The following is a 12,428-nucleotide window of genomic DNA, read 5'->3' as shown; positions in this document are numbered from 1 at the left end:
GGCCCCGACCGCCGCCAACAGCCCAACGTCAACCAAAGCCACAGGCGCTGTGAGAGATGCGGGTTAGAACTTCTGCCTTGAGCGCCGCGGCATGAAGTAGTCGCGAATTTTAATGACGGCACCAGCAATCTGGATGATCTCCGCCGGCGGGGTTATCTTTTTGGCGTCGCAGAGGGCTCGAATAGGAGCGATGATATCACCGGTCACAGCATGGCCACGGATGACCGGGCTCCATAGCCTGGGGGCGAATTCCGTTCCGAGGAGGAAGCCGGTGTGCCAATCGAAGCTGTCGTGGGAATAGGTGATGTGACTGAAGCGTGGCCGATATTCTTCCGGCCTTTCCCCAAGCGTGGCCGATATGCGGTTATATTCGGCGACGATCGTTTGCACGGCCTGGTGCTCTGTGGTTTCCATCGGCAAGGCCATGGCGCCCTCGCCGGCGAACAGGGGAATCCATTGATAGGGGTTGATGAACTTCGGCCCGATGATCAACGCGGTGAGATAACCATCCAGCCCGCTCATGCTCCACACCGGCGCCGCAGGACGCCGTCTGCGGATGAAGGTCTCGAATGCTTCATCGTCAAGCTTTGGTCGTGCTGTTGCCGCCTGCGCCGGGCTGGTGGAACTGGTCTGAGTGGATTTTGTCATGCGGCAACCTGATGGCGCTCTGCTTTCCAGTTCCAGGGAAGCAGCGTATCGAGCTGGTTGATCGTGGTGCTTCCCGATACGATCCGTTCGAGGACATCGGCAAGCCAGGTGTGTGGATCGAGCCCGTTCAGTTTTGCGGAGTTAACGAGCGAGGCCAGGATCGCAAAGGTCTCGCCACCCTTCACATTACCCACGAACATCGAATTCTTTCTCGTCAGGGCAACGGACTTCATCGAACGTTCGACGATGTTGGAGTCCACCTCTATCGTCCCGTCGCTAAGGAAGGCGGTCAGGCCGGTCCAGTGCGTCAGCGTGTAATTGATGGCTTTGGCCAGGGCGGACTGGGTCGAGACATCGTCCTTCAGTTCAAGCAGGCGGGTCCTTATCTGACGCATGACCGGGCCTGAGCGAAGCTGCCGGGCATTTTGCCGTTCCTCAGCGCCCTGGCCCCTGATCTCCTGTTCGATCCGGTAGATCTCGGCCAGCATCGAGACGATCGTGAGCGCCTCCGGCGACCCGGTCAGCTTGACCACATCGACGAATTTGCGCCGGGCATGGGCAAGGCAGAAGGCCAGTCTTAAGGGGCTGGAATTGCTTTTGCCGCGATGTCTGGCAAGGGTCTTGTAGGCGGTATATCCATCTACCTGGAGAACGCCGTTGAAGGACGCCAACTGACGCTCCGCCTCACGAGCGCTGCGGCTCTCGGAGAAGATATAGCCGACCGCCGGCGGGGCGGGTCCATTCCAGGGCCGGTCATCGATGGCCTGTGCCCAGAGCTGGCAGACTTTCGTTCGCTTTCGCCCCGGATCGAGCCGTGGCAACCGCGTCTCGTCGGAAAATACCCTTGGCTGTGAGCGAATGAAGGCCAGCAGCCTGTCGTAGAGGGGCTTGAGCCACCAGGCAACACGGGCGACCAGATGCCGAGCGTTCCACGATCGAGGCTTACGCCATAGCCTGCGAAGATCTGTGTCTGCCGATAGAGCGGCAGGTGCCAGGCGAATTTGGAAACGACGATGTGAGCGGCCAAGGCAGTTGTCGCCATACCACCGTCCATGAAGCGTGCTGGCGCGGGAGCTTGAACGACGCCATTCTCGCAGGCCCGGCAGGCATAGCGAGGGCGAATGGTCCGTCTGACGCGCAAGATGGCTGGTACGACATCGAGCGCCTCGCTCGTGGTCTCCCCCATGCAGTGGAGCCCACCGCCACAACAGGAGCAGGTACAACTTTCCGGCTCAACGACGACGTCGTATCGTGGCAGGTGTTTGGGAAGGAAGCCGATATTGCGCGCCGCAGATGGCCTGCATCGCAAACCTTGCTCGCCGCCGTCCGGTCGGTCGTCATTAGCGGCGACCGGGACAGTCGAAAGATCGCCAAGATCAAAGCTCGCCTGTGCCGGATCGATCGTCGAAAGCATCTCCGATCTCGCGCCATGGATCAACCGCTTAAGGCTGGCTACTTCCTCCTGAAGGTCGGCTATCCGGGCATCGCGAACCAGAACCATCCGGCTCAGTTGCTCGACATCCTGCGGAAGCTGATCGGGTGGAAGAGACATGCCGAAACCTACCATACCGGCATGGTTCTTCAAGCAAATACAATGGGATTAAGCGGCTTTCGTAGGTCGCTTTACGGCCTTCTGCTGAACCCGTGTCCAGTCCAGCCCGGCAACGAGCAGATTGAACTCCTCCGGGGACATGCAGATTGCGCCGTCCTTTATCGGCGGGAAAACGAACTTGCCGCTTTCCAACCACTTCGTCGATAAAATCATACCCGAGCCGTCCCAGTAAATGCAGCGCAATCGATCGCGACGTTTGGCCCGGAAAACGAAAACATCGCCGCAATAAGGATCGGCAGCAAGTGCCGCCGCCACCAAAGCTACCAGGCCGTTCATACCGCGCCGGAAATCGACCGGCTGCGTCGCCATCATGATCCGCAATCCCCGCGACGGACCTATCACCGCTTGCCCCGCAGCGCCGCTACCACCGCTTGTGCCAGCTCTGGAGCGATATCGCCGGTCATGACCATCCGCGCGCCGCCAAGCTCGATCTCGATGCGGCCCGCAGCAACATCGGACCTGTTGCCGGCACTCTGCGCCTCAACCGCCTCGCCCGAAATCGTCACCGGAACGAAAACCGGCACATCCAGTCCTCTACCGCCACGCCTGCCGACCGGCAGACCCGCAGCCTTCCGCCACTTGTTCAGGAGCCCGCGATTAACACCATACCGGCGCGCGACCCCCGAAATGTTCACACCGGGCTCGGCACATTCCGACAGGATCTGGTCTTTCTCTTCCGGCAACCAGTCCCGTCGTCGCCGTTCGCCGGTGATCACTTCAACCCGGCGGTAACTCTCCTGGTGCCTGGCTTCAAGCCTGGCTCTGAGCATGGCACTATCGTTCACGTCGTCCATCAAATCTGCCCTTCCAAATCAAAGTGCAGATTCTCAAGCCTCAAGCGAAACAAGAGAAGGTGGGGTGTTCGTGACGCTCACGGAAGGCTCGATTATCTTTCCGGACCCTTGGAGTCGCGCGAGATGGCGGTCCCGTTCACCCGATTGTCGGAAAGGTGGATCAGACATGATCTTCCACGCGCGCGCTGGTATGCACGAAGTTCACTGTCATCGACCGACGATGACAGTGAAGGGTCGACAATGCATGGGACGATATTCCTTTAGAATGGAGGCAATTGGTGATGACACTGCGCCTCCATGCCGCGCAGGCACTGCTGCTGGGCCCTGAACGAGGAAATTTCTCGATCCCGACGCCGAAACCTTGGCGAAGCGCAGATGGTGCCGCCGGAGAGAGCATTCTCTCCACGAAATCGCAATCGCCGCCCATGACAGACATCTAGAATATGTCTTAGCGAGGATAAACCATGGCGGTCCCTATAGCGATTTGCGCCTCGCGGGCGAGATTCTGTGTTAAAGGGCCGGCTGTAGAGGACTGCCGATTTGGCGCTCTCGCAGGGCTAGCCTGCCCACAGCGTCAGCCAGCTGTTCGCGGCCTGCTTTCCTGCTGGTATCGACCTGGGTTTTGCTGAAGGGCGCGGCACAGCCAAATTGTGCTCGATACCACAATAGAGATATCGATGATCCGGCGAGCCAGCTCAGGCAGTAGGTTGATGTTGGGCTGACCGCCGAAGAGATAGAAGCAATTGAAGGATGACCATGCGGCGACAGCGAGGCAGTGGTGGATAGTCAGTTTTTCTGACCTGCTAATGTGGCGTGAGCGCCACCGGCGGTACAGTTTCTCAAGGCCGCAGCCCCATGAAAGATAGAGGCAACCGGTCGATGATCGTCTGTCTGGCCGAGAAAGCCGACCAAGCCGAGCATCCGCATGGACCTCATCGTGGACGCGAATTTGCGTTCAGGAATTGCAGATCTACATTGTCTCGACTGCAATTATCCACCTGTTCGCATTGACCGGTTAACCTGACGGCACCAATCAGCCGTTCCTGTAGTAATAGCTGTAGCCGTTGATCGCCGGGGCGCCGCCGAGATGGGCATAGAGCACCTTCGAGCCCTCGGGGAAGAAGCCCTTTCGCGCAAGAGCGATCATCCCCTGCATCGATTTTCCCTCGTAAACAGGGTCGGTGATCATCGCCTCGGTGCGCGCCGCGAGTCGGATCGCCTCATTTGTCTCCTCCGAGGGCACTCCATAAGCGGGATAGGCATAGTCAGGGTTGATGACGATCTCGTCTTCACGCACGGACCGGCCAAGGTTCACGAGTTCTGAGGTCGCGTCGACGATCTTTCGCACCTGATCCCGGGTCTGCTGGAGTGTGCCCGAGGCATCAATGCCAATGACCCTGTCAGCCCTGTCCATTGCGGCGAAGCCGACGATCATTCCGCCCTGGGTCGAACCGGTGACAACGCAGACGATGATGTAGTCGAAGGTGAAGCCTAGGTCCTTCTCCTGTGCCGCAACTTCCTCGGCGAAGCCAACATAGCCGAGGGCTCCGAACTTATGTACCGAAGCGCCAGCCGGGATCGCATAGGGCCTGCCGCCCGCGTCCTCCACCGACTGAATAGCGTCCTCCCAGCTCTTGCGGATGCCGATGTCGAACCCAGCGTCGACCAGCCGGCTGTCGGCGCCCATCAATCTCGTCATCAGTATATTGCCGACACGGTCATAGACCGCATCGTAGTGAGGTACCCATTTCTCCTGGATGACGACACATTTCATCCCGATCTTGGCGGCAGTCGCAGCCACCATGCGCGTATGGTTCGACTGGACTCCGCCGATCGACACCAGCGTATCCGCGCCGGAGGCGATCGCGTCGGGCACGATATATTCGAGCTTCCTGAGCTTATTGCCGCCCATCGCGAGGCCCGAATTGCAGTCGTCGCGCTTGGCATAGATCTCGACCTTGCCACCCAGCGCCGCAGTCAGCCGTGGCAGGTACTCGATTGGAGTCGGGCCGAAGGTGAGCGGATAGCGTTCGAACTTTTCCAACAATGACATTGATCAGGGCCTCCGTGCCGATTTGTGGCCGAAGGCTAGTCGATTTCTTTTGAAAGGTGCTCTCTAATTTTTGCGGAAAAAACCTTCTCAATCGGGATTATATTTCGGAGTATGATAGGATTCATCAATTGTGAGAACAAAAATGAAAGTTTCTTCCACAGAGAATTTCGACGGAATAGACGTCAAGATCTTGCGCGCCCTTCAATCGGAGGGCCGGCTCAGCAATGCCGATCTTGCCGAGCGCGTGAATGTCAGCGCTGCGACTTGCCACAGGCGAACTCAGCGCCTTTTCGAGGAGGGCTACATCACCGGCGTTCGGGCGGAGGTCGCGCCGAGCGCCGTCGGCCTCGGCGCGATGGTGATGGTTGGCGTCGTATTGGATCGCTCAACACCTGAGAGCTTTGGCGCATTCGAGGGCGCTGTCATGGAACTGAAGGAAGTGCTGGACTGCAGTCTGGTGGCCGGAGATTTCGATTACCTCCTGAAAATCCGCGTCCGTGACATGGCCGATTTCAACAAGCTGCACGGCCAGAAGCTGATCGCCCTGCCTGGCGTGCGCCAGACGCGCACTTTCTTCGTGATGAAGGAAGTCAAGGAGAACGCCAGGTTGCCCTTCTAGCATTGTCGGCAGCTATCCGTCTGCCGCGCCGTCGTGGCTGACCCGGATGCCCCGGGCCGCGAGCTTCCCTCCACGATTCGGATACTGGGGTCGGCGCTCCATATCGTGCTGTTGATTGCTTCAGCCGTAGAGCGGTGGCGGACAAAGTGGCCATGACGGTTGGAGCCAAAGAAACGAAGTGCGATATATACAATAATATATGTAGCCTTATATTCCTATATGCTCCTGTTTTGCCACGAATATAAAATACTATATTTGATAGTAGGCGTTATACTGGAAAATATATTCTGAAAGGTACGTTGCTTTATCTATCGCTCTCATCAAATGTCCTGCAACTCGGCTAACGATATCACAACAGAACAACCTTTTTCCTATGAATGCTGAACCCTTGCAGGCGACATAATCGCGGGCAGGTTTACGCAAGGAGCACGATGACATGGAGCGCAAAAAGAAATCAGACAAGTACCTTGCCGACCCGCGCCTGCGGGCAGCGACCGTCGACCACCGGCAGAAGGACTCTGCGTCGAAGAAGAAAACCATCCTTCAACAATTGCTCTTGGATTGGGCTTACGGTTGCGACCTATTTTATCCAATCCAGCGACATGAACATTTCGCAAAGAGCGAGGAGGACGACAAAGGCGCTAAAATCCGTAGGTGAGGGTTACGAGTGTATAGAACTCGGAGGGGTCGCCACGTTCCCGATTTAAGATTCAGTCTTGTTTCCAAATTCGAGGCTGAAATCGCCGACGCAGTCGCCAACGGCTGCAGACTCCAACAACGACATCGAAAGATTAAGAAGTCAATCGAGAACCCTACCCCTATCCGGTACACGCAACGCGCAGTTCAAATAATGCTGCAGGATGCATATATGCTCGCCTGCCAAAATCAGAAAACTTGACCGCACGGCTTTCCCATCAAATTCACCGCAGAAAAGGAGTTCATTTTCAGTGATGTTACCCTCTTTGAAATGCATTCGCATTGCCGCACTTGCAGCGGCCGGCATGGCACTGGGCACGCAGATTGCTTTTGCGCAACAATCATCCACACGGTCTCATTGGCTGAACAGCCCGGCATCTCGAGTGGAAGCGCTTGCGGTCCTCCAGACCTTGAATGCCAATCTCCTGAGCAACGCCAGTGCTACGTTGACCCTTGACCGCTGGTGCGCGGCGCACAAGCTCGCGCCGGAAGGTTCCAAGATCGTAGCACAGCGTGTCCGCGGGCAAGACAAGCCGGCCGACGAGCACATCCGTGAACTTCTGACCGTCGGACCCGGTGAGCTGATCGCTTATCGCCACGTCCGCTTGGTCTGCGGCGACCGCGTTCTGTCCGAGGCCGATAATTGGTATTTACCTGCAAAGCTAACTGCAGAGATGAATCAGGCGTTGGATACCAGCGATATCGCGTTTGGCAGAGCCGTTCAGGCTCTCAATTTCACTCGCACAAACTTGTCTGCCAAGTTGCTCTGGTCCCCTCTGTCCGAAGGCTGGGACATGGACGGCATAGTAGCGCATGAGACAAGTTCCCCTAGCCTGCCGCCGTTCCTGCTCGAACATCGTGCAGTGCTTAAACTTCGAGACGGAACGCCGTTTAGCGCCGTGGTCGAAAGCTACACGGACAATGTGCTAGACTTTCCAGTTCCGCAGTTGCTTTCTCGATAGAGCTTGTGCGACGGCCATCCAATTCATTTCGAAAGAGAGCGGGTGCACGCGTGTCATCCTGATTAGTGTCAAGCAGTGCAGCTCCGCGTCGGTTCTTCGCGACCGTGACCTAGCTGTCACAATGGCACGCGCCTGAGTGTAACCTGCATCCCAAGCCACCGCAGATCGCTTGACAGTACCTCGGCAACCCACTACCCATTTTCGCATTCACCAGGGGGGTCCCGGCAAGGGGCTGAGATACTGCATATCGCGCGCAGTGACCCGTTGAACCTGATCCAGTTCATACTGGCGTAGGGACGGTGCAAGCGCTTCGAGGGCAGTGGATTCACGCGTGGAATCCGTGCCGGCGTCTTTTCATCATTCCGGCTGAGGACTGGGTCTCCAATATTTGGAGCCTCAAACCATGAATATCGCAGCCACCCCAACCGTCACCACCGGCCCCTTGCCGGCTTCCAGGAAAATCTACATTCGGGGGGACGTCCATCCCGAAATTTGCGTGCCGATGCGGGAAATCAGTCTTCACCCAACCTCGGGCGAACCGCCGGTTACTGTCTACGATTCCTCCGGCCCCTATACGGATGCGGCCCATATCGTCGCCATCGACGTCGGCCTGCCGCGTCTGCGGGAGAGCTGGATCAAAGCGCGCGGTGACGTCGAACTCTACGAAGGCCGCATCATCAAACCTGAAGACAATGGTTTTGCCACAGGCGAGTGGCTGACGCCGGAGTTCCCGCTTCACAATACTCCGCTGAAAGCAAAGCCCGGCCGCGCCGTCACCCAGCTCGCCTATGCGCGGGCCGGCATCATCACGCCGGAGATGGAATTCGTCGCCATCCGCGAGAACCTCGGCCGGCAGGCGGCCAGGGAACCTCTCGTCCGCGACGGCGAAAGTTTTGGCGCCCAAGTGCCGGATTTCGTGACGCCGGAATTCGTTCGTCGCGAAGTCGCGGAAGGCCGGGCAATCATTCCCGCCAATATCAACCACCCCGAATCCGAACCGATGATCATCGGCCGGAATTTCCTGGTGAAGATCAATGCCAATATCGGCAATTCGGCCGTCACTTCGTCGATGGCGGAGGAGGTCGAGAAGATGGTCTGGGCGATCCGCTGGGGCGCCGATACGGTCATGGACCTGTCGACCGGCCGCAACATTCACAATATCCGCGACTGGATCATCCGCAATTCGCCCGTGCCGATCGGCACCGTCCCGCTCTACCAGGCGCTCGAAAAGGTGAACGGCATTGCCGAGGACCTGAGCTGGGAGGTCTATCGCGACACGCTGATCGAGCAGGCCGAGCAGGGTGTCGACTACTTCACCATCCATGCCGGCCTGCGGCTCGCCTATATCCCGCTCACCGTCAACCGCGTCACCGGCATCGTTTCCCGCGGCGGCTCGATAATGGCCAAGTGGTGTCTGCACCACCACAAGGAGAGTTTTCTCTACGAGCACTTTGAGGAAATTTGCGAAATCGCCCAGGCCTATGACGTGTCGTTCTCGCTCGGCGACGGTCTTCGCCCCGGTTCGATCGCCGACGCCAATGATGCGGCTCAGTTCGCGGAACTGGAGACCCTCGGGGAGCTGACGAAGATCGCCTGGGCGAAGGATTGCCAGGTGATGATCGAAGGTCCCGGCCATGTGCCGATGCATAAGATCAAGGCCAACATGGACAAGAAGCTCGCGGTCTGCGGCGAGGCTCCGTTCTATACGCTCGGGCCGCTGACCACCGATATCGCGCCGGGCTACGACCATATCACGTCGGGCATCGGGGCTGCGATGATCGGCTGGTTCGGCACCGCCATGCTGTGCTACGTGACGCCTAAGGAGCATCTCGGCCTGCCGGATCGCAACGACGTCAAGGTGGGCGTCATCACCTACAAGATCGCCGCACATGCGGCCGATCTCGCCAAAGGGCATCCGGCGGCCCAGATGCGTGACGACGCGCTGTCGCGCGCTCGTTTCGAGTTCCGCTGGGAGGACCAGTTCAACCTCTCGCTCGATCCGGAGACGGCGCGTTCGATGCATGACGAGACACTGCCGAAGGAAGCCCATAAGGTGGCGCATTTCTGCTCAATGTGCGGCCCGAAATTCTGTTCCATGCGAATTTCCCACGACATTCGTGCCGAAGCCCAGAAAGAAGGGCTGGAAGCCATGGCCGCCAGGTATCGCGATGGCGGCGATCTCTACATCCCGATCGCCGAAGCGGCGAAAACGCCAACCGGAGAATGACGATGCACATTCTCGTCAAGGGAGCCGGCGTTGCCGGCCTCACCGTTGCCTGGCAGCTCTACCGGCACGGTCTCCGGGTCAGTGTCGTTGAACATGCCGACACAGTCGGGGCTGGCGCATCCGGCTTTGCCGGGGGCATGCTGGCGCCATGGTGCGAACGGGAAAGCGCGGAGGAGCCGGTACTGGCGCTCGGCCGTCTTGCCGCCGATTGGTGGGAGGCGGCGTTGCCCGGCCATGTCCATCGCCGGGGAACACTTGTCGTGGCGGCCGGGCGCGATGCTGGCGAACTCGACCGCTTTTCCCACCGGACAAGCGGATGGGAATGGCTGGACGAGCAGGCGATCGCGGCTCTTGAACCTGATCTCGCAGGCCGTTTCCGTAGCGCACTGTTCTTTCGACATGAAGCGCATCTCGATCCGCGACAGGCACTCTCGGGGCTGGCCTCCGGACTCGAGGAAGCCCGCATGCGTCCGATATTCGGGATTACGCACAACGCTGACGTTGCCCACTATGATCGCGTGATCGACTGTACCGGGGCTGCCCAGATCGGCCAGCTGCCCGGATTGCGCGGCGTTCGCGGAGAGATGCTCTGCGTCGAAACGAGCGAGACAACGCTCTCTCGCCCCGTTCGCCTGCTGCATCCGCGCCACTCCATCTACATCGTGCCGCGCGAAAGACATCGCTTCATGATCGGGGCGACGATGATCGAAAGTGACGATACCGGCCCGATTACCGCGCGTTCGCTGATGGAGTTGCTGAATGCCGCCTACACGCTCAATCCTGTGTTCGGCGAGGCACGGGTTACGGAAACTGGCGCGGGCGTGCGGCCAGCTTATCCCGACAATCTGCCGCGTGTGACGCAGCAGGGGCGCACCTTCCATGTTAATGGCCTTTACCGCCACGGTTTTCTGCTGGCGCCGGCCATGGCCGGCGAGGTGGCGCGGCTTCTTCTTGAAGAAGGCAAGCAATCGGAAAGGAGAGCGTCATGACCTTAATCATCAATGGTGAGGAACACGAGGTCGAGGCCACAACGCTCGCAGATCTTCTTCTCGCTCTGGACTACGAAGGCGAGTGGATGGCAACCGCAGTGAATGGCGAGCTGGTGCACCGCGAGGACCGCGCCCAATTCAGGCTCGACCAACGCGACCGCATTGAAATTCTCTCACCCATGCAAGGAGGCTGAGATGCTGAAACTTTATGATGTTGAAGTCCACTCCCGCCTGCTGCTCGGCACAGCCCGCTATCCGTCTCCAGCTGTCCTTGCAGAAGCGGTGAAGCGCTCAAAGACCGAGATTGTCACCGTTTCGCTTCGCCGCGAAACCGCCTGCGGCAAAGCGGGCGGTGCCTTCTTCGAGCTGATCCGCGAGCTTGGCGTGCGCGTACTGCCGAATACGGCCGGATGTCACAGCGTGCAAGAGGCCGTGCTGACGGCGAAGATGGCGCGCGAAGTCTTCCACACCGACTGGATCAAGCTCGAAGTGATCGGTCATCACGATACGCTGCAGCCTGACGTCTTTGGCCTTGTCGAAGCGGCCCGCATCCTGAACGGCGAGGGCTTTCAGGTGTTCCCCTATACGACCGACGACCTTGTCGTAGCAGAAAGGCTGCTGGAAGCCGGCTGCCGAATCCTGATGCCTTGGTGTGCGCCGATCGGCTCCGCCATAGGACCGCTGAACCCCATGGCACTGCGGGCGTTCCGAGCGAATTTCCCGGATGTGCCGCTGATTGTTGATGCGGGCATCGGACGGCCGTCTCATGCCGCCACTGTTATGGAGTACGGGTATAATGCCGTTCTTCTCAACACCGCGGTGGCCGGCGCGGGCGATCCCGCCGCCATCGCCGAGGCCTTTGCGCTCGCGATCGCTGCAGGTCACATCGCGCATGGCGGCGTGCCTCTCGAGCCTCGCGAAATGGCCGTACCCTCCACGCCGGTGATCGGAAAGGCGGTGTTCACATAAAGCTCGATCCGTTGAACCTGATCGATGACAAGGCCGAGTAGATTGGCTTTTACCCGCGGGCCTTAAGCTACTGCAATCGCGCATCAAGGGTCGCCCAATGAAACTATGCTCCGATATCCGTCGCACGTACCGTTTAGCCCCGGCATTTGATGGCGCTGCCAACTCGCAAGAGAAATTCACTATAAACAAATTCTGGCGGGAGCGGTGCCCAATGATAGAGGCGATCTGACCAGCAATACAAAATAGTCTGTTGTTGATATTGATGTTTACCGATGGCATAGGTTTTGCGGTTACCAGAGTTGCGCGCGGTTTGAGCACTGCTTCGGCGTCAGCGAAGACCAGCCCCACATCCTAGGCAGCGCTCGAAATCCAGTTCGAAAGAGCCGTCTTCGGCTTTGCGCCGACCGAGATATCGGCAACTTCGCCGCCCTTGAAGATTGCAAGGGTCGGAATGGAGCGCACACCGAACTGTGCAGCGAGTTCCGGGTTCTCATCGATATTCAGCTTGGCGACCTTGACCTTGCCTTCCATCTCGACGGCGATTTCTTCGAGGCTCGGAGCGATCATCTTGCACGGGCCGCACCATTCGGCCCAGAAATCGACCACGACGGGTTCTGCGGATTCCAGAACTTCCGCCTGGAAGTTATTGATGTCGACTTTCACGGTAGCCATGGGCTGCTCCTTTACCGGAATTGGGTGTTGAACCAGATGTGATGACACGCTTTAGACCCGGTAACACGTCACCAACCAGGTCGGGTGTGGTAATGTCTCTCAGCGTTCGGCCTCCTTTTTCTTCGGGTATCTCTCCTCGTCCCGGCAGAACGAGCGCAAGCCCGTCGGTACACGGGAGCTAACGTGG

12 protein-coding genes, 1 pseudogene and 1 riboswitch are annotated in these 12,428 nt (G+C 58.7%); of the genes and pseudogenes, 7 read left to right on the top strand and 6 right to left on the bottom strand.

Annotation, left to right across the window (positions count from 1 at the left end; all coding sequences use genetic code 11):
• Positions 1-63: 63 nt before the first annotated feature.
• The 5 genes and pseudogenes from OS035_RS31730 to OS035_RS31710 all read right to left on the bottom strand — a co-directional run bounded on the left by OS035_RS31730 (position 64) and on the right by OS035_RS31710 (position 5,107).
• Positions 64-648: a UPF0149 family protein gene (locus OS035_RS31730; RefSeq protein ID WP_064246079.1), complete on the bottom strand. Its 585-nt coding sequence runs from the start codon at positions 646-648 to the stop codon at positions 64-66.
• Positions 645-2,200 (bottom strand): annotated as a pseudogene (gene tnpC / locus OS035_RS31725) (IS66 family transposase). The gene OS035_RS31730 and the pseudogene tnpC overlap by 4 nt, the downstream one beginning before the upstream one ends.
• Positions 2,201-2,248: 48 nt before the next feature.
• Complete coding sequence (gene tnpB / locus OS035_RS31720) at positions 2,249-2,572, bottom strand: IS66 family insertion sequence element accessory protein TnpB (protein WP_204339773.1); 324 nt, start codon at positions 2,570-2,572, stop codon at positions 2,249-2,251.
• Between the two features lie 26 nt (positions 2,573-2,598).
• Positions 2,599-3,054 (bottom strand): IS66-like element accessory protein TnpA, encoded by a 456-nt coding sequence (gene tnpA / locus OS035_RS31715; protein ID WP_064246077.1) that lies wholly within the window; start codon positions 3,052-3,054, stop codon positions 2,599-2,601.
• Positions 3,055-4,087: 1,033 nt separating this feature from the next.
• Positions 4,088-5,107: a 1-aminocyclopropane-1-carboxylate deaminase gene (locus OS035_RS31710; protein WP_063474903.1), complete on the bottom strand. Its 1,020-nt coding sequence runs from the start codon at positions 5,105-5,107 to the stop codon at positions 4,088-4,090.
• Between the two features lie 142 nt (positions 5,108-5,249).
• Between OS035_RS31710 and OS035_RS31705 the strand changes: the two genes are divergently transcribed.
• From OS035_RS31705 to OS035_RS31675, 7 genes are all read left to right on the top strand, one after another.
• Positions 5,250-5,726 (top strand): Lrp/AsnC family transcriptional regulator, encoded by a 477-nt coding sequence (locus OS035_RS31705; protein ID WP_063474902.1) that lies wholly within the window; start codon positions 5,250-5,252, stop codon positions 5,724-5,726.
• A gap of 436 nt (positions 5,727-6,162) precedes the next feature.
• Positions 6,163-6,384, top strand: a complete 222-nt coding sequence (locus tag OS035_RS31700; protein ID WP_063474901.1) for a hypothetical protein — start codon at positions 6,163-6,165, stop codon at positions 6,382-6,384.
• A 292-nt stretch (positions 6,385-6,676) separates the two neighbouring features.
• A complete protein-coding gene (locus OS035_RS31695) occupies positions 6,677-7,384 on the top strand; it encodes a hypothetical protein (protein ID WP_063474900.1) in 708 nt (235 codons plus the stop codon).
• 202 nt (positions 7,385-7,586) lie between these two features.
• Positions 7,587-7,699: riboswitch (TPP riboswitch) on the top strand.
• An 88-nt stretch (positions 7,700-7,787) separates the two neighbouring features.
• Positions 7,788-9,611 (top strand): phosphomethylpyrimidine synthase ThiC, encoded by a 1,824-nt coding sequence (gene thiC / locus OS035_RS31690; RefSeq protein WP_331815043.1) that lies wholly within the window; start codon positions 7,788-7,790, stop codon positions 9,609-9,611.
• Positions 9,612-9,613: 2 nt separating this feature from the next.
• On the top strand, positions 9,614-10,600 hold the full coding sequence (gene thiO, locus OS035_RS31685) for a glycine oxidase ThiO (protein WP_233938763.1): 987 nt from the start codon (positions 9,614-9,616) through the stop codon (positions 10,598-10,600).
• Positions 10,597-10,794: a sulfur carrier protein ThiS gene (gene thiS, locus OS035_RS31680; protein WP_063474897.1), complete on the top strand. Its 198-nt coding sequence runs from the start codon at positions 10,597-10,599 to the stop codon at positions 10,792-10,794. The genes thiO and thiS overlap by 4 nt, the downstream gene beginning before the upstream one ends.
• 1 nt (position 10,795) lies before the next feature.
• On the top strand, positions 10,796-11,569 hold the full coding sequence (locus tag OS035_RS31675; protein ID WP_063474896.1) for a thiazole synthase: 774 nt from the start codon (positions 10,796-10,798) through the stop codon (positions 11,567-11,569).
• 351 nt (positions 11,570-11,920) lie between these two features.
• Here OS035_RS31675 and trxA read toward each other — a convergent pair whose 3' ends face one another.
• Positions 11,921-12,241: a thioredoxin gene (trxA, locus tag OS035_RS31670; protein WP_112907836.1), complete on the bottom strand. Its 321-nt coding sequence runs from the start codon at positions 12,239-12,241 to the stop codon at positions 11,921-11,923.
• Positions 12,242-12,428 lie beyond the last annotated feature (187 nt).

It is taken from the genome of Rhizobium sp. 268, from assembly GCF_036571585.1.
In the GTDB taxonomy this organism is placed as follows: Bacteria; Pseudomonadota; Alphaproteobacteria; order Rhizobiales; family Rhizobiaceae; genus Rhizobium; species Rhizobium redzepovicii.
Note: the sequence above shows the minus strand (reverse complement) of the source record. Positions and strands in the feature narration are given on the sequence as shown.

Coding starts and splice junctions, on each gene's coding strand:
- thiC (WP_331815043.1), top strand. CDS start 7,788: ATGAATATCGCAGCCACCCCAACCGTCACCACCGGCCCCTTGCCGGCT.
- OS035_RS31675 (WP_063474896.1), top strand. CDS start 10,796: ATGCTGAAACTTTATGATGTTGAAGTCCACTCCCGCCTGCTGCTCGGC.
- OS035_RS31730 (WP_064246079.1), bottom strand. CDS start 648: ATGACAAAATCCACTCAGACCAGTTCCACCAGCCCGGCGCAGGCGGCA.
- OS035_RS31700 (WP_063474901.1), top strand. CDS start 6,163: ATGGAGCGCAAAAAGAAATCAGACAAGTACCTTGCCGACCCGCGCCTG.
- trxA (WP_112907836.1), bottom strand. CDS start 12,241: ATGGCTACCGTGAAAGTCGACATCAATAACTTCCAGGCGGAAGTTCTG.
- thiO (WP_233938763.1), top strand. CDS start 9,614: ATGCACATTCTCGTCAAGGGAGCCGGCGTTGCCGGCCTCACCGTTGCC.
- tnpA (WP_064246077.1), bottom strand. CDS start 3,054: ATGGACGACGTGAACGATAGTGCCATGCTCAGAGCCAGGCTTGAAGCC.
- OS035_RS31705 (WP_063474902.1), top strand. CDS start 5,250: ATGAAAGTTTCTTCCACAGAGAATTTCGACGGAATAGACGTCAAGATC.
- thiS (WP_063474897.1), top strand. CDS start 10,597: ATGACCTTAATCATCAATGGTGAGGAACACGAGGTCGAGGCCACAACG.
- OS035_RS31695 (WP_063474900.1), top strand. CDS start 6,677: ATGTTACCCTCTTTGAAATGCATTCGCATTGCCGCACTTGCAGCGGCC.
- OS035_RS31710 (WP_063474903.1), bottom strand. CDS start 5,107: ATGTCATTGTTGGAAAAGTTCGAACGCTATCCGCTCACCTTCGGCCCG.
- tnpB (WP_204339773.1), bottom strand. CDS start 2,572: ATGATGGCGACGCAGCCGGTCGATTTCCGGCGCGGTATGAACGGCCTG.